This is a genomic window from Pedobacter glucosidilyticus, assembly GCF_002483235.1.
GTDB lineage: Bacteria > Bacteroidota > Bacteroidia > Sphingobacteriales > Sphingobacteriaceae > Pseudopedobacter > Pseudopedobacter glucosidilyticum_B.
Genome location: NZ_DLHN01000030.1, coordinates 1 through 17,728, shown reverse-complemented (window position 1 = coordinate 17,728; position 17,728 = coordinate 1). Strand labels below are relative to the sequence as shown.

Sequence of the window (17,728 nt, the reverse complement as noted above, 5' to 3'; positions counted from 1 at the left end):
TTGTTTTTGAGTGTGGGTAGGGTTTGTGCGGCAAAGGCTCCTGTGGGATTGATCAAGGGTTTTGATTACTTTTTCCCTCTAAAAAGTAATGGGCCCTGCCGGCTCATGAGGCGGATGATTATTATTGTAAAGATATTATGAACTAATTAGCTGATGCGCAAAGCTACCCGCTTTTTAGGCTTAAAGACTTATAAACAAAAAACTCTCCTAAAAAGGAGAGTTTCAAATTTAAATTCTTCTGATATCAGCACCGAGTGCTCTTAATCGGGTATCAATATCCTGATAACCTCGTTCTATTTGTTCGATATTATAAATAGTAGACCTTCCGGATGCGGAAAGCGCTGCAATTAATAAAGAAACACCAGCTCTAATATCTGGAGAAGTCATTTCTATACCTTTTAGCTGATATTTTTTATCTAAACCTATAACAGTTGCTCGGTGTGGGTCGCATAAAATAATTTGAGCACCCATGTCTATTAATTTATCCACAAAGAATAAACGGCTCTCGAACATTTTTTGGTGAATGAGTACTGAGCCTTTTGCCTGTGTAGCCACTACCAAAACTATAGAAAGTAAATCTGGTGTAAAGCCTGGCCAAGGAGCATCAGCAACGGTTAAAATAGAACCATCAATAAATGTATCTATTTCGTAACTTTCTTGAGCAGGTATAAAAATATCATCACCACGTAATTCCATTTTGATACCTAATCTTTTGAAAACATCAGGAATGATACCTAATTCTTGATAGCAAACATTTTTGATAGTAATTTCAGACGCTGTCATGGCAGCTAGGCCAATAAAAGAGCCAATTTCTATCATATCTGGCAGTAAGCGGTGTTCTGTACCGCCTAAAGCTTCTACACCTTCTATGGTTAATAAATTAGAGCCAATACCCGTAATTTTCGCACCCATGCGATTAAGCATTTTACAAAGTTGTTGTAAATAAGGCTCGCAAGCTGCATTATAAATGGTAGTAGTTCCTTTTGCTAAAACTGCCGCCATCACAATATTGGCTGTTCCGGTTACAGATGCTTCATCCAATAAAATGAAAGTTCCTTTTAATTCTGTTGCATCAACATTAAAGAAATTGGTTTCTGCATTATAAATAAATTTAGCACCTAATTTTTCGAAACCTAAAAAGTGAGTGTCTAAACGTCGTCTACCAATTTTGTCTCCACCTGGTTTAGGAATTGCAGCTTTACCAAAGCGGGCTAAAAGCGGACCTACAATCATGATAGAACCTCTTAAGCTGCCACCCTTTGCTTTAAAAGTTTGAGATTGAAAAAACTCAAGGTTGATATTGGCTGCCGTAAACTCGTAGGTATCTTTTGATAGTCTGTTAACTTCAACACCTAGGTCTCCTAAAAGCTCAATAAGCTTATTTACATCTTTAATATCAGGTATATTGCTTATGGTAACTTTTTCTGGTGTTAATAAAACAGCAGAAAGAATTTGCAATGCTTCATTTTTTGCTCCCTGGGGTATAATTTCGCCTTTTAAAGGTTTACCACCACGAATCTCAAATGCATTCATCATATAGAATTTGTTTTTTGAATTTGATTAGTTTGATCTTTTACCACCACCATTATTTTGGAAGTTTCTTGGGCGATTCTTATTGTTGTTTTGGTTATTGTTATTATGTCTTTGACCACCGCCACCTCTGTTATTTTGATTGTTATTTTTTTGAGAGCGTCCGTTATTACTACTACTTGATGGAGTGTTTTGTTTAACATCAACACGGTTTAAAATAACCTGACTTAAGTCTAATTCGCCACCAGATAAATCATTTAAATCAGAAATGATTTGTTCATCTGCAACATGGTCTTTATTCCAAAGTACATAAGCCATTTTCATGAAATTAGCGATAGAATTTACCATGTGCTGTTTTTTCTCAGGCTCGGTAATTTCTTTTGCTCTTTTGATCATGAGCTCAATGGTTTTTCCGTAATGCTTAAACTTAATACGGTTTTGCGGATAGCTTAAAACTTCTGGTCTGAAATTGATACCCTCTTTAGTTGGAGTAGGATAAGGCGAATCTACATCTATCCTAAAACCTGAAATGATATGTAAATGATCCCAAAGTTTATGTTTAAAATCTGGAACATCTCTTAAATGAGGGTTTAAAAAGCCCATCATATCTATCACCACTTGGGCGTATTTATTTCTTTCTTCTTTGGTTGGTAACTCGCAGATATATTCAACCATATTCTGCACATTTCTACCATACTCTGCCAAGATTAATTTATCTCTTGAAGTATTGTAATCAAATTTATTTTCAACAGTGTTATTCATTTTTGAATTATTAAAGCTAAATGGTGTAAGCTTTCTTTCTATACTGATAATGTTTTTTAATGTAATGATTAACCTATCCGTCTGATTATGAGATTGTAAAAATCAAAATAATTTAATAAGGCAGGTTAAAAAACAGTAAGTAATTTTAATTATGTAGCTAAAAGCTGCAATTTAAGAAAATAAATAAAATTGCAATGTTTTTTATTTTCCTGTTTTGTACTAATTTTTAACAATTCTTAATTTCGCAAATTTTAAGAGCAGTTGTTTTTGCCCTATCTCCTTAAAGAAAATAGTTGCTTTAATATCTGGTTTGGTACCTTCTACTTGGATTACTTTTCCAAAACCAAAACGCTCATGCTCTACTTCTTCTCCAACCTGTAGGTTAGAAGTATCATCTGGTGTAAAGCCTACTGTTGGTACATGTGCTTTTGCCAATAAAGAAGTAGTTTTTACTTTACCTGTTACTGGCGGTTTAGGCTTAGAAAAATGATCTCCGCTATTGCTAGAAGTAGTTTTGCTTTGCCATTGCGAGCGTTCATTTTCAAAAAATGGATTCCCAGTTGGTGCTTTTTTAACGAAATCTAACTCCAGATATTTAGGATCTATCTCATCTAAAAACCTAGACGGTTCACAATTAATTAAGCTACCAAATTTAAATCTGGAAGTTGCATAGCTGATATGTAATTTCTTTTCGGCCCGGGTAATAGCTACATAAAATAAGCGACGCTCTTCTTCTAAATCTGCCCTAGAGTTTAATGCCATTTGAGAAGGGAAGAGATTTTCCTCTAAGCCTACGATATAAACTTGAGGAAACTCTAAGCCTTTAGAAGAGTGGATAGTCATTAAAGAAACGGTATCCTTATTATCTCCTTTATCGTTATCATCATTGGTTAATAAAGCAATATCTTGCATAAAAACATCCAGACCTTTATCTTCAATATCCTCACGCTCAGAAAATTCTTTAATACCATTGAGCAATTCCTGGATGTTTTCATATCGACTTAAACCTTCTACAGATTTATCGTCATATAAATCTTTTAACAAACCAGAATGCTGAGCAATATGCAAAGCAGCGTCATAAGCATTGCTGTTTTTTGCAACTGCCGCAAAACTTTTAATGGTAGTGGCAAAATTACTCACAGATACAGCAGCTCTATTATCAAGGTGTTGAGCAGCATCGCTAATAATTTCAAACATGGTTTGGTTTTGTTGATCTGCAGCTACAATAATCTTATCTATCGTGGTTTTTCCAATTCCTCTTGCAGGATAATTGATAACTCTTTTAAATGCCTCTTCATCACTTGGATTAAAAGTTAAGCGGAAATAAGCTATCAAATCTTTAATCTCCTTTCTTTGATAGAAAGATAAACCGCCATAAATTTTATAAGGAATGCTGAGCTTCCTTAAAGCCTCTTCCATAGAACGAGACTGAGCGTTTGTTCTGTATAAAATGGCAAAATCGCTCCAGTTTAAAGCATTATTGCTTCTTTCTTGTAGAATAGATTCGGCAACACTTTTACCTTCCTCATTATCAGAGAAAGAGCGGGTTATTTTTATTTTATCACCGATATCGTTCTCAGAGAAAACATTCTTATCTAGCTGGTTTTTATTGTTTGCGATGATGCTGTTGGCAACATTGACAATATTTTGTGTTGAGCGGTAGTTTTGCTCTAGCTTATAAATTTTAACATCTGGATAATCTTTTTGGAAGTTTAGAATATTTTGGATGTTAGCACCTCTGAAACCATAAATACTTTGAGCATCATCACCAACTACACATAAATTATAATTAACAGCCGCTAGTTTTTTTACAATGAGATATTGCGAAAAATTGGTGTCCTGATACTCATCTACCATTAAGTATTTAAACTTATGTTGATATTTATGTAAAACATCCGGATGTTCTTTTAACAAGACATTGGTTTTAAAGAGTAGGTCGTCAAAATCCATAGCTCCGGCTTTAAAGCAACGGGCAGCATAGGTTTCATAAACTTTACCCAACATGCCTCTGCCAGTGGAAAAATCTTCGGCTTGTATTTGCTCGTTCTGATTATATTCTGCAGCAGATATCAAATTGTTTTTGCACATAGAAATTCTTCCATACACAAAATTTGGGTTGTAAAGCTTATCATCAAGATTCATTTCTTTTAAGATAGCTTTAATTAAGCTTTTGCTATCATCGGTATCATAAATGGTAAAGTTATTAGGATAGCCTATTTTATGCGCTTCAACCCTAAGTATTTTGGCAAATACTGAGTGGAAGGTACCCATCCAGATGTTTTTAGCTTCGGCACCCACTACTTTCATGATACGCTCACGCATCTCTTTTGCCGCTTTGTTGGTAAAAGTAAGAACCAATATCTGAAACGGATCTACACCTTTTGATATTAAATGTGCAACACGATAAGTAATAACCCTTGTTTTACCAGAACCAGCACCAGCAACAATCATTACTGGGCCTTGTGTTTGTTCTACAGCTTGTCTTTGTGAAGTGTTTAATCCTTTTAAATAATCCAAATCGTCTCCTTTTAACAAGACGCTAAATTAAAGAATGCTTAGGAAATAATCTTCATGTTCGTGGCTAAAGATTTCCACTATCTTGATTTGGATTTTTCAAACCATGTCTGGATGGGTCATGCAAAGCAATATTGATATCCATAATTTGTTCATCAATATCATCCACGCATTTTTTCATTTGTACGATACATTCCTTTTCCTCAATTAAATTATCCTGCGAAAGCATAATTAATCCTTTTAAAGTAGCAACAGGTCCACGTACTTGATGGGAGAGGTGGTAAGAATATTCGGAAAGCTTTTGGTTTTTGCTGAGTAGGTCTTTGGTACGCTCGGCAATGATTTCTTCTAACTTGAGGTTTATTCTATCGAGATCTTCTTTCTGACGAAGAAATTCTTTGTTTAAAGCAAGAAGTTCTTGATTACTTTTTTCTGTTTTTCTTTTACTTCTGATAAGAATAACAATAATTACAGCAGAAAGAACAGAAACAATAATAGCAGCCATAAAGAGTATTCGGTTGTTTTTTTGGCGTTCTAAGCCAACTTCATATTGTTTTTGAATTTCCGCATTTTTAATTTGTTCCTCATTGAGTTTTACAATATTCGCTAAATTTTTTTGATATTCTATACTGTCTAATGAATGAACTTCTTTTAAGTATTTTAAAGCTTGCTTATGGTTTTGTTTTTTTGATTCTAATTCATATAGTAACATTTTGAAATCATAATTTGCTTTTTGATTATTGAGATTTTCTGATACACTTAAGCCAAATTTAGCTACTTGTTCACATTCTAAAAATTTATTTAATTTTAAAAATGCATGCCCGAGTAGTTCATAAGATGTTAATGAGATGTTTTTCAAATTTTCCTTTTCTGAGATAGCTAAACTAGCTTTTGCATAATCAATCGTTTTATCATAATCATTCAAATAATAAGATACTGTACCTAAATTTTGATAAGCAGAAGATAAGCCAATTTTATTGTTAAGCTTTTTAAAATAAATCATACCTTTTAGTAAATATTGTTCCGCATCTTTATACTGCTTCTTTGTAATATAAAGAGTTCCAATATTCAAGTTACATCCTGCTATTAAATCTTTTAATTCTATTTTAGTAGCGATTTCCAATGATTTTTTAAAATAAAATAAAGATTTCTTCTGGTCAGTATTTAAGAACATACTACCTAAGTTGTTTAAGCATCTTGCGTGACCTTCTTTAAAATTATTTTTTTTAAATATTTCAAGTGCTTTATAATAATAGAAGCTAGTGCTATCAATTGTATTTGATAAATAGCTATAATTTAAACCTTTAATTCTATAAGATTCTGCTATTCCTTTTTTGTAGTTAATTAAGGTTGCTAATTCAAAAGCTTTATTTGCAATTTTTATCCCTTCTAAAGGATTTGTAAATTTTAATGATGAAGCTTCTTGATTAAACTTAATGACTTTTACTGAATCTTTAATGTTTGCTCCATTAACTTTTAATAAAGAACAAAAGTTTAAGAAAAACAGTATAAGAGGTAATTGATAAAATTTCATTAAGTATAATTAGTTGAAAAGTAAATGTATCTATAAAAATTAAATTTTTTTTACAACAGTAAAAAAAAACGTAATTTATTTTTAAATAAAAACAATTAATTAATTAAATAATAAAATATTATAAAAGTTAAATTTTATTTCTTGTTTTAAACACAAGTATATATATTTAAATATTATTAACATTTAAATATAGAAATTATGAAGAAATTATTCTTACTTTTTGTTGCGTCTTTAACGATTTTCGCAACTTCATGCAAAAAAGATGACATCAAGATAGAAAGTAAAGCAGAAAAGCCTACGGTAATGCATGGAGCAACAAAACTTACAACTACTTACGGAGAATAATATCCCATACCATAAAGGGAATTGCCAAAAACTTGTAACAATTCCCTTTATAATTTACATCTCCAAATCATCATATTCAGATAATCTTATATTTGCATAAAAGCAATTTTATGCAAGAGATAAAAGAATATATAGAACAACACAAAGCTCGTTTTTTAGAGGAGTTATTCGCCCTATTGAGGTTTCCATCAGTAAGTGCAGATCCTAAATATAAAGGTGATGTTTTAAAAACGGCTGAATTTGTTGCTGGTAAACTAGCTGAAGCTGGTGCTGATTTGGTAGAAGTTTGTCCTACGGCAGGTTATCCAATCGTTTATGGCGAGAAGCTTGTAGATAGCAGTTTGCCCACAGTTTTGGTTTATGGGCATTACGATGTACAACCCCCAGATCCTTTAGAACTTTGGGAAACACCCCCTTTTGAACCAACAGTACGTGACGGTAAAATATTTGCTCGTGGTGCCTGCGATGATAAAGGTCAGTTTTACATGCACATCAAAGCATTTGAAACGATGATGAATACGCATCAACTTCCTTGCAATATCAAATTTATGATAGAAGGGGAAGAAGAAGTAGGCTCTGATAATCTTGGACAATTTGTTAAAGACAATAAAACTAGATTACAAGCTGATGTTGTCTTGATTTCCGATACTTCTATGATCAGTATGGAAAATCCATCTCTGGAAACAGGGTTAAGAGGTTTAGCCTACATGGGGGTTGAGGTTGTTGGACCTAACCGGGATTTACACTCAGGTGTTTATGGTGGTGCTGTTGCAAACCCCGCAACAATCCTTTGCCAAATGATTGCCTCTTTACATGATGAAAATAATCATATAACCATACCTGGTTTCTATGACGGCGTTATAGAACTTTCTGATGATGAAAAGCAAGCCTTAAATGAAGCTCCTTTTGATTTAGAAGAATATAAAAAAGATTTAGCTGTTGATGATGTTTGGGGAGAAAAAGGTTACAGCACTTTAGAACGTACAGGTACCAGACCAACTTTAGAAGTAAATGGTATTTGGGGTGGTTATACTGGGCCAGGTGCTAAAACAGTTTTACCTTCTAAAGCTGAAGCTAAAATATCCATGCGACTTGTTCCTGGTCAAGATTGGCAAAGAATATCAGATTTATTCAAAAATCATTTCGAAAGTATTGCTCCAAAATCTGTTAAGGTAAAAGTAACGGCTCACCATGGTGGTATGCCTTATGTAACACCTGTTGATTCTGTAGCGTTTAAAGCAGCTTTCAAAGCTATTGAAGAATCTTTTGGTAAAGCACCTGTACCAACCAGAGGTGGAGGTAGTATTCCAATCGTAGCTTTGTTTGAGCAAGAATTAAATATTAAAACCGTTTTGATGGGTTTTGGCTTAGATAGTGATAACTTACATTCTCCTAATGAGAAGTATGACATATATAATTATTACAAGGGCATAGAAACTATACCTTTATTTTTTAAGCATTTTGCAGATTTAAGCAAATAACTTATTGACGTTTTCAAAGAGCTTATTTGTCAAATTGAACAACCTAACTGTTCGGTTGGCAAGGAGTCGAAATGTAATCTAATAGGAAAAAAGTTTCGACTCCATTTACCCCAACATCAATTGATGGATTTGGTATAGTCTCGTTTTTATTAAAGCACCTTTACCCGTAATTAAAATGTTCCACGTTAAAATCAGATAGTTAAAAAAATTAATTAATTTTGCCTTAACTATGATGGAACAATTGATAAATATTAATCTTAAAAAAACATTTAAGTTCATATTTATATCAGCTTTAAGTACTTTTTTATCATCCTGTAATAAAGAAGAGCCTGAGTTTATTTGCAATGGAGATTTTTTCTTAGAGAAAAGAGTGGTGCGAAACACACAAATCTTATACGCAAATAATTTTCCATCAGTTAAAAAATGCTTTAAGATATTGTCTGTTGAAAAAGCAAACACCAATGGTACAAACATCATCATCAAAATCAAGGAGGTAGGAGAGGGAGCATTAGGACATTATTTAGAGTTTAACATTAGTCCTAATATATCCAGTTCATTACAAGATGTTGATATTTACCAGTTAAGACCTCAGGATTTCACATTACACATCAAGCAGTTTTTACATAATCATGAAAATACTGGAAACAGTTTTAATCCTTTATCAACATTAGCGCTTAAAAGTAGTGCTCATGATGATGTTAAAGCTGGTGCTCATAACTTTAATGTATTGCTTATTGATGAGAAAAATAAAACCCTAATTTTTAATTTGGATAAAATTGTTGGAGTAAGTGGTCTTGATTCTTATGTAGAATATACCGGCTTTAAGCCGATAGTCATTACCATTCCAGAATAAAAAAGAGACTGCCTTACAAAATCGTTTGTAAGGCGAGCTCTATTGATGACATATTTTTTTAGCGTTTTCTTTAGATAATCATACTTACAATAGCTGCTGTAAGTAAACAAGCCAAAGTACCACCTAGTAATGCTTTTAATCCCAATTTAGACAAATTACTTCTTTGTCCGGGAGCTAAAGAGCCAATACCACCTATCTGAATACCAATAGATGCAAAATTAGCGAAGCCACATAAAGCATAAGTGGTAATGATTATAGATCTAGAATCTGTCATGATACCAGAAGCCTTTAGCTTAGCTAAAGAAGCGTAAGCATAAAATTCATTTAAAATGGTTTTTTCTCCTAAAAGCTGCCCAACGTTTGTCATGTTCTGGCTATCAACACCAATTACCCAAGCTAAAGGTGCGAAAATATAACCTAGCATATATTGTAAACTCAAACCAGCATATTTTCCGCCACTGCTAGCTTTAATCATATCATTGATATTAAAAAAACTACCAATAAAATGAAAACAAATATAGTTTAACAAGGCCATCAGCGCAGTAAACACCAATAACATAGCACCCACATTTACAGCAAGCTTTAAACCATCTGTGGTACCAATAGCTATAGCTTCTAATACATTAGAACCGTTTTTTTCATCCGATATTTTTAAATCTTTATTCACCTCTTCCTTTTCAGGTAATAATATTTTAGAAATAAGAATGGCAGCTGGAGACGACATGACGGATGCGCATAATAAATGTGTTGCAAATTCTTGTTGCGCTTCTTTAGATTCTCCTCCTAAAAAGCCTACATAAGCAGCCAAAACCCCACCTGCAATAGTTGCCATGCCTCCAATCATCAGACATAACAATTCGGATTTTGTCATTTTTTCTATATAAGGCTTTACCAATAGAGGAGCTTCTGTTTGCCCCAGAAAGATATTACCTGCAGAAGCCAAACTTTCAGCTCCTGAAAGCTTCATAAATCTGGATACCACCCAAGCAAAAACATAAACTATTTTTTGTAAGATACCCAAATAATAAAGTAGGGAAGTTAAGGCAGAGAAAAAAATAACTGTTGGTAAGACTTGAAAAGCAAAGATGTATCCAAAACTTTTGGTGTTACCTATTAAATCTCCGAATAAAAAAAGTGATCCTTCTTTTGTGAAGTCTAGTATAACCACAAAAACACTGGCAACAGAGTCAAAAAAAGATCTTATAAAAGGAACCTTTAAAACCCCCAATGCAAAAATAATTTGGATGAGCAGGCCAGCAGAAACAATTTTCCAGCTGATAGATTTTCTTGAGCTGCTAAATGCGATAGCAATGAAGAGGATAATCACTACGCCTAGCAAACCTCTTAAAACATTTTCCAGAATCGGACTCATAAAAGTTAATTAGTGTGGCAATGAAGATAAAAAAATTATGATGATTTTCTTTTATTTAATTCATCTCTAATTTTAGCTGCTTTTTCATAAGCTTCTTCGGCCAAAGCTTCCTGAAGTTTGGTTTGCAATTCTTCATTAGAAAAGCCAGAAAATTTATCGCCAGAACTAGAAGAACTGCTAGCGACAGTGGTTAAAGGACCATCTTCTGCAACGGGTTCTATATTGTCTAAAAACAAAAAGTCGTTACCTTCAATCACGATTCCTGCTGATGCTAATATAAATTCATAAGTATAAATTGGGCATTCAAACCTTACCGCTAGCGCAATAGCATCTGATGTTCTGGCATCAATTTCTAAAGTTTTTTTACCATCATTACAGATGAGTTTAGCGTAAAAAATGCCTTCAACCAAGTTATAAATAATAACTTCTTGAATATTGATATGATAAGCATCCGCAAAAGATTTGAACAAATCATGCGTAAGCGGACGACTAGGGGTCATTTTCTCTATTTCTATGGCAATTGCCTGAGCCTCAAATCCACCAATAATAATGGGTAGTCTTCTTCTTCCATTAACCTCGCCCAATACCAGGGCATAAGCCCCGGATTGAGTTTGACTATAGGATAATCCTATGATATCTAATTTTAATTTTTTCATTTAATTAGACAAACCTAGTTATTTGCTTTGAAAGATTTAAGCTCTTCAATCAATTTTGGTACAATTTCAAAAGCATCACCAACTATGCCATAATCTGCAACTTTAAAGAATGGTGCTTCTGGATCTTTGTTAATCACCACAATAACTTTTGATGATGATACTCCGGCTAGGTGTTGTATAGCTCCAGAAATACCAATAGCTATATATAAATTAGGACTAATAGCTATTCCAGTTTGTCCAACGTGTTCAGAATGTGGTCTCCAATCCGCATCAGAAACAGGCTTAGAACAAGCTGTTGCAGCACCTAAAAGATTAGCTAACTCTTCAACCATACCCCAGTTTTCAGGTCCTTTTAATCCTCTACCGGCAGAAACTACCAACTCGGCATCAGGTAAAGAAACTTTATCGGTTGCCCTCACAATATCTTTAATTAAAGCAGTTAAATCTGTTGGTTTAACTGTAGCCGCAAAGTCTTCTATAACAGCTTGATTTCCTGTTTCTACAATTTTATAAGCGTTAGGTGTTAAAGAAATAACCTTTTTTTCGGCATGCAGCTCCACATAAGCAAAAGCTTTATTAGAGAAAGCTGTTTTTTTAACGATAAATTTCCCATCACTTAGCTCAGGTAAAGAAATAGCTCCATCTACCAAACCAGCATTTAATTTTACCGCTATACGAGGTGCTAAACCTTTTCCGGAGAAAGAATTAGATAAAACCACCACAGAAGCAGCAGTTTTTTCTGCCGCCTCAGCAATAACCGAGGCATAAGCTTGGTTGATAAAGCTTTTTAAAGCATCCTGATTTACATTTAAAACTGTAGCTGCACCATAATGACCTAATTTTTGTAATTCGTCCTGGGCAACATTACCTACAGAAACAGCTGTTAAACTGGTATTTAATTGATCTGCAATTGCTTTTGCATAAGATACGGCTTCAAAAATTGATTTTTTGAATTTGCCCTCTGCATTTTCTACATATACTAGAACTGACATCTTTTCTTAATTTTTTTAGTGGATAGATTAAATAACTTTAGCTTCTGCGTGTAGTAAGTCTACCAATTTCTGAGGCTCTGAGGCATCAATCAAGGTAACTTGTCCGCGTGGAGCAGGTGTCTCAAATTTTACAATTTTAGAAGAGGTTTTTACTTCAACAGGCTCTAAAACTTGTAAAGGCTTTGTTCTGGCAGACATGATTCCTCTCATATTAGGAATTTTCCACTCGGCAACACCCTCAGCTGTACCTGCTACAAAAGGGAAGGGGATAGCCAATACTTCTTTACCGCCTTCAATTTCTCTCTCTACAATACCTTGATTGCCCTCTACGCTTAGCTTTTTGATGATAGATACAGATGGAATATCTAATATCTCAGCTAGCATCGCTGGAACTTTTGCACCATTATAATCTATTGATTCTCTTCCTGCTAAGATTAAATCAAAATTTTGATCTTTAGCATAAGCAGCAATTTGTGTGGCTACAAAAAAAGCATCAGTAGGCGTAGCATTTACCCTTACCGCATCATGTGCACCAATAGCTAAAGCTTTTCTGATGGTGGGCTCGGTAGATGCATCACCAACGTGTATAACCGTAACGGTTCCTGCACCGTTATCTGTTAATTCTATAGCTCTGGCTAAAGCAATTTCATCATAAGGATTTAAAATAAATTGAACCCCGTTTTGGTTAAACTGTGTATCGTTATCACTAAAAGTTATTTTTGTAGTGGTATCGGGTACATGACTTATACAAACTAGTATTTTCATCTTTCTTATTTATTTTGGTGTAGATAATTGATTTTATATTTTTAGCGTATGATGATTTCAAAACTATATGTAGTTTTATCACCTCTTAAAACAAATTTAATGAATTAAGCCAAATTCTATCATGCCAATAAACAGATTAGAACGATTATTAGAATTCTTTAACAATGAGCCCAATGACCCCTTTCTAAAATACGCATTGGCAACAGAATATGTTAGGCTAAATAACGAAGATTTAGCTTTAAAGTTTTACCTTGATTTGGTGAACAACCACGAAGATTATATAGGAACTTACTATCATTTAGGTAAGCTTTATGAAGGTCTAAATCAAAAGGAAGAAGCACTTAAAACTTATGAGAAGGGTATACAAGTAGCTAGAAAAATTAAAGACCAACATGCTTTAAACGAACTTTTAGGCGTATATAATAATTTACAAGACGAATTATTTGATTGATATTTTGAAAAAAAGACACATTATTTTTTTAAGAGATGTAATAGGTTTTATGCTCACCTCTTTTGGTGGCCCGCAAGCGCATATAGCTATCCTCTTAAAAGAATTTGTACTTAAAAGAGCTTACCTCACAGAAGAAGAACTTTTAGAGCTATATTCTCTTTCCCAGATTTTACCTGGGCCTGCCTCAACCCAAACCCTTATTGGGATAGCTTATAAAGTAGGGGGATATTACCTAGCTATTCTTACATTTTTTATCTGGGCATTACCTTCTGCCGGGATCATGTGTTTTCTGGCTATCAGCTACAAGAATTTATCTTTAAGCAAAGCATTTGTTAATATCAATCAATACATACAACCTATAGCTTTAGGGATAGTTGCCTTTGCAGCTTATTCTTTTGGTAAAAAAATCATCAAATCTAAAGTTACAGCCGCTTTAACTATAGGCGCTGTTATTTGTTCGCTTATCCTAAAAAATGCCTACGCTTTTCCTATCATGATTTTGATAGGAGGTATCATTACATCAGCCACAGAAACAAAAAAGGAAGAGAATGAATTGAGGGTAAGGCTCTTTTCTAACATCAATATTAAAAAAGTTATCTACTTTATTGGGGTATTACTTTTCTTTGGTTTATTAGGAGCTACTATCAACAGAACATCTCCTTTTAGCTTACCTGTAAGGTTGTTTGAGAACTTTTACAGAAACGGCATACTGATTTTTGGAGGTGGAAATGTTCTTGTTCCTTTAATGTATACCGAGTTTGTGGAGATGAAACATTATTTAACCAGTAATGAATTTCTAAGTGGTTTTGCTATTCAGCAGGGTTTACCCGGACCAACTTTTTCTTTCACTTCTTTTCTTGGGGCCATGACATTAGCTAACAATGGTTACGGTATAACAGGGCAAATGATGGGTGCTTTTATTGCTGTTTTAGGCATCAATTTACCAGGAATTATCCTGATTTTATTTATAGTTCCCTTTTGGGATGATTTGAAAAAAATTACCCGAATTAAAAAATCTTTATCAGGAATAAACGCTGTTGGCGTAGGTTTTATGGTTGCTGCTTTTATCCTTTTAATTATTCCTATTGGTACAAGCTATACCTCTTTATTGATTGTTTTGGCAACCTTTTTATTGCTACAGTTTACCAAAATAAAAACCCCATACTTGATATTAGCTGGGGTTCTTTTAGGTTGTATTCCTTTATTCTTAAGTTAAAACGGAGGATCTTCATCGTTATCCCAGTTTTTAGGTTTTAGGGTGATGCTTTCAAACTGTGTGGAAGGACTAATTCCTGAGAAGGGATCTATATTATTGCTATCTTTATTTCCCATTGTTCCAAATCCATCGTCTAAATCAGCAAATTTCACATATTTACCAATAAATCTTAGCTGAACGGTTCCGGTTTCGCCATTTCTATGTTTAGCGATGATAACCTCACCAACACCAGCAGTGGAATTACCATTTTCATCTTGTTCTAAACCGTAATATTCTGGTCGGTATAAGAATAATACCATATCCGCATCTTGCTCAATAGCACCAGATTCACGTAAATCTGATAGCATAGGTCTTTTAGAACCACCCGGACGATTTTCTACTGCTCTACTTAACTGCGAAAGTGCAATTACCGGAACATTGAGTTCTTTAGCAACTTGTTTTAAAGCCCTTGAAATGCTTGAAATCTCTTGTTCACGGTTACCACCACCTTTGCCATCGGCTTTACCTTGCATCAACTGCAAGTAATCGATGATAATCATTTGGATATCGTATTGAGATTTTAATCGTCTACACTTTGCTCTAAACTCGAAAACGTTAAGTGCCGGAGTATCATCTATAATTAAAGGAGCTTCGCTTAAATTACCAATTTTAGAAGTTAGCTGATGCCATTCCCAATCTAATAGATTTCCTTTTCTGATTTTTTCTTGCTCTATTTCTGCTTCACCGGCAATTAAACGATTGGTTAACTGTACAGAAGACATCTCTAAAGAGAAAACAACAACTGGTTTGTTAAATTGTACGGCAGCATTTCTGGCACAACTTAAAACGAAGGCTGTTTTACCCATCGCCGGACGGGCAGCTATAATCACCAAATCAGATTTTTGCCAACCGTTAGTCATCCTATCTAAAGCCGTAAAACCAGAAGGAACACCGGTTAAAGAATCATCTTTATCTTTTAAAGATTCCAGAATTTTCAGAGATTCTTTAACAATATCATCCATTTTACGAGAATCTCTTCTCAGGTTATTTTGAGCAATATCAAACAGGTTTTTCTCGGCATAATCTAAAAGTTCAAAAACATCGCTGGTATCTTCATAAGACTGGTTGATAATGTCTGTAGAAATTCTAATCAACTCTCTTTGAATAAATTTCTGGGAGATGATACGAGCGTGATATTCGATATTAGCTGCGGATGCAACGCGGTTAGTAAGTTCTGTAATATAATAGGCGCCACCAACCATCTCAATATCACCTTGTTTTCTAAGCTGGGCAGTAACGGTTAAAATATCAACAGGTGAGGATTGTGTAAATAAAGTTTGTATGGCTTCAAATATTTTCTGATGCGCATCTTTATAAAAAACGTTAGGTTTTAAAATATCGATAACAGCAGAGAGCGCATCTTTCTCTAACATTAAAGCTCCTAAAACAGCTTCCTCAAGGTCTAAAGCTTGTGGCGGTAATTTACCTAAACCAGAAACCATAGAACTTAACCTGTTTCTTTTATCTTTCGATAGGGGAGATTTATTGGATTCGGCTTCTAAACTCATAACTACAAAAATATACAAAATTCCTGCATGATAAGTAAGAGTTCTTAACTATGCTAGCATAAGAAATTTAAAAACATCAAAATTGCAAGAGATTTATCATGAGTATTCCACAACTACATGTTCATAAGCTGTTGATAAACAAAATAAAGCGCCTTTAAGATATCAACATGGGCTTGTTGATAAAAAGTAACACTGTTAGTTCTTAAAAACAACTTCTTTATCCAAGCGCTTTGAGCCTGTAAAAAAACGCTATCTTTACCACAATTATGGATAGAAATTTTCAAAGACAGCCAAAAGAATCTAATCAGATGATTTTTGGTATTAGAGCAGTTATTGAAGCTATAAAATCTGGAAAAGACATCGAGTCTTTATTTTTACAAAGAGGTATAGCTGGCGGCTTAATGTCTGAATTGAAAACCATTTTAAGAGAATATGATATTCCTTCTCAACAAGTACCTGTAGAAAAATTAAATCGAATTACAGCCAAAAATCATCAAGGTGCTATCGCTTTTATTTCGCCCATCACTTATCAAAAAATTGAAGATATTATCCCTACTATTTTTGAGAATGGTGAAGTTCCTTTGATTCTTGTTTTAGATGGTATTACTGATGTCAGGAATTTTGGTGCTATTGTGCGTACCGCAGAATGTTCTGGTGTGCATGCCATAGTAGTTCCTAAAAAAGGCTCTGCTCAAATTAATCCGGATGCGGTTAAAACATCAGCCGGAGCTTTATATAAAGTGCCTATTTGTCGCCATGATAATTTACTCAGTATCGCCAGGTTTTTAAAAGATTCTGGCTTGCAAGTTGTCTCCTGTACCGAAAAAACAGACGATTTTATTTATAAACCCGATTATTCAGCTCCAACAGCCATCATTATGGGAGCAGAAGATGAAGGTATCTCTTTCGATTTAATCAGAAACTCTGATTACCTAACCAAAATCCCGATGATGGGTGAGATTGAAAGTTTAAATGTTTCTGTTTCTGCTGGGATAATTTTGTATGAAGTGGTAAGGCAGAGAATAGGGGCTTCTTCTTTATAAATTTTAACTGAACGAAGTTTAATAGTTACCACTATTATTTTTTTATAACGAATGCAGTGAAGCTATCTCTTCATACAGGGTTACCTGTATGCAGCATGACTTGTTGGTGAGAGTAAGGGAGCCTTTTCCTTAAGTCTTATTGCAAAGTGAAACATCTCACAATAAAAGTTTACAGCCTTCATGTGGTTTACCTTGCTTTTGGATTGCTTCCTATCGTCAGCATGACTTGTTGGTGAGAGTAAGGGAGCCTTTTCCTTCAGTCTTATTGCAAAGTGAAACATCTCACAATAAAAGTTTACAGCTTTCATGTGGCTCACCTTGCTTTTGGTTGCTTCCTATTGTCAACATGACTTATTGGTTAGAGTAACGGAGCCTTTTCCTTCAGTCTTGTTGAACAAAGTGAAACATCTCACAATAAAAGTTTGCAGCCTTCATGTGGTTTACCCTTCTTTTGGGTTGCTTCCTATCGTCAGCATGACTTGTTGGTGAGAGTAAGGGAGCCTTTCCCTTCATTCTTGTTGAGGTCTAATACATTTCATATAAATCAATATGAAATGACGTGTTTAAGTATTTCGATAGTCCTGCCCAAGCATTAACAGCCGTTTACGCCCAATTCCGCCTTGGCGCTTGCGGTTTCTACAGCATTAGCCTTAGTAGAACCTTTAGA

The 17,728-nt window shown here is 34.3% G+C and carries 15 protein-coding genes; 6 read left to right on the top strand and 9 right to left on the bottom strand.

Annotated elements, in window-relative coordinates:
* Positions 1-228: 228 nt before the first annotated feature.
* The 4 genes from murA to B2745_RS13820 form a co-directional block, all read right to left on the bottom strand.
* Positions 229-1,533, bottom strand: a complete 1,305-nt coding sequence (gene murA / locus B2745_RS13835; RefSeq protein ID WP_026904875.1) for a UDP-N-acetylglucosamine 1-carboxyvinyltransferase — start codon at positions 1,531-1,533, stop codon at positions 229-231.
* A 27-nt stretch (positions 1,534-1,560) separates the two neighbouring features.
* Positions 1,561-2,292, bottom strand: coding sequence for a DUF4290 domain-containing protein (locus tag B2745_RS13830; RefSeq protein WP_304067784.1), 732 nt, complete (start codon positions 2,290-2,292; stop codon positions 1,561-1,563).
* 219 nt (positions 2,293-2,511) lie between these two features.
* The gene (locus tag B2745_RS13825; RefSeq protein ID WP_304067787.1) at positions 2,512-4,809 is read right to left on the bottom strand and encodes an ATP-dependent helicase; all 2,298 of its coding nucleotides are present in this window, start codon (positions 4,807-4,809) and stop codon (positions 2,512-2,514) included.
* Positions 4,810-4,873: 64 nt separating this feature from the next.
* Complete coding sequence (locus tag B2745_RS13820; protein ID WP_304067781.1) at positions 4,874-6,340, bottom strand: tetratricopeptide repeat protein; 1,467 nt, start codon at positions 6,338-6,340, stop codon at positions 4,874-4,876.
* Positions 6,341-6,538: 198 nt separating this feature from the next.
* On the opposite strand from B2745_RS13820, the gene B2745_RS13815 reads away from it, so the two are divergent.
* From B2745_RS13815 to B2745_RS13805, 3 genes are all read left to right on the top strand, one after another.
* Positions 6,539-6,685, top strand: coding sequence for a hypothetical protein (locus B2745_RS13815; RefSeq protein ID WP_304067779.1), 147 nt, complete (start codon positions 6,539-6,541; stop codon positions 6,683-6,685).
* A 110-nt stretch (positions 6,686-6,795) separates the two neighbouring features.
* Positions 6,796-8,166: a dipeptidase gene (locus tag B2745_RS13810; protein WP_304067777.1), complete on the top strand. Its 1,371-nt coding sequence runs from the start codon at positions 6,796-6,798 to the stop codon at positions 8,164-8,166.
* A gap of 229 nt (positions 8,167-8,395) precedes the next feature.
* The gene (locus B2745_RS13805; protein WP_304067774.1) at positions 8,396-9,019 is read left to right on the top strand and encodes a hypothetical protein; all 624 of its coding nucleotides are present in this window, start codon (positions 8,396-8,398) and stop codon (positions 9,017-9,019) included.
* Positions 9,020-9,089: 70 nt separating this feature from the next.
* Here the strand turns inward: B2745_RS13805 and B2745_RS13800 are convergent, their stop codons facing one another.
* From B2745_RS13800 to B2745_RS13785, 4 genes are read right to left on the bottom strand one after another with little or no spacing between them, the layout of a single operon-like run.
* On the bottom strand, positions 9,090-10,391 hold the full coding sequence (locus B2745_RS13800) for a NupC/NupG family nucleoside CNT transporter (protein WP_304067771.1): 1,302 nt from the start codon (positions 10,389-10,391) through the stop codon (positions 9,090-9,092).
* Positions 10,392-10,426: 35 nt separating this feature from the next.
* Complete coding sequence (locus tag B2745_RS13795; RefSeq protein WP_304067769.1) at positions 10,427-11,047, bottom strand: bifunctional nuclease family protein; 621 nt, start codon at positions 11,045-11,047, stop codon at positions 10,427-10,429.
* A gap of 14 nt (positions 11,048-11,061) precedes the next feature.
* Positions 11,062-12,039 carry an electron transfer flavoprotein subunit alpha/FixB family protein gene (locus B2745_RS13790; RefSeq protein ID WP_304067767.1) on the bottom strand — a complete coding sequence of 326 codons (978 nt, stop codon included), beginning with the start codon at positions 12,037-12,039 and terminating at the stop codon, positions 11,062-11,064.
* A gap of 27 nt (positions 12,040-12,066) precedes the next feature.
* Entirely contained in the window at positions 12,067-12,804 is a 738-nt protein-coding gene (locus B2745_RS13785) for an electron transfer flavoprotein subunit beta/FixA family protein (protein ID WP_304067765.1), read from the bottom strand.
* Between the two features lie 121 nt (positions 12,805-12,925).
* Between B2745_RS13785 and B2745_RS13780 the strand changes: the two genes are divergently transcribed.
* Positions 12,926-13,255 carry a tetratricopeptide repeat protein gene (locus tag B2745_RS13780; RefSeq protein WP_304067762.1) on the top strand — a complete coding sequence of 110 codons (330 nt, stop codon included), beginning with the start codon at positions 12,926-12,928 and terminating at the stop codon, positions 13,253-13,255.
* Positions 13,256-13,259: 4 nt separating this feature from the next.
* Complete coding sequence (chrA, locus tag B2745_RS13775) at positions 13,260-14,471, top strand: chromate efflux transporter (RefSeq protein WP_304067758.1); 1,212 nt, start codon at positions 13,260-13,262, stop codon at positions 14,469-14,471.
* Here chrA and dnaB read toward each other — a convergent pair.
* The gene (dnaB, locus tag B2745_RS13770) at positions 14,468-16,018 is read right to left on the bottom strand and encodes a replicative DNA helicase (protein WP_304067755.1); all 1,551 of its coding nucleotides are present in this window, start codon (positions 16,016-16,018) and stop codon (positions 14,468-14,470) included. The two genes, chrA and dnaB, sit on opposite strands and share 4 nt — an antisense overlap.
* 266 nt (positions 16,019-16,284) lie before the next feature.
* On the opposite strand from dnaB, the gene rlmB reads away from it, so the two are divergent.
* Positions 16,285-17,061 carry a 23S rRNA (guanosine(2251)-2'-O)-methyltransferase RlmB gene (gene rlmB, locus B2745_RS13765; protein WP_304067753.1) on the top strand — a complete coding sequence of 259 codons (777 nt, stop codon included), beginning with the start codon at positions 16,285-16,287 and terminating at the stop codon, positions 17,059-17,061.
* The last annotated feature ends 667 nt before the right edge of the window (positions 17,062-17,728 follow it).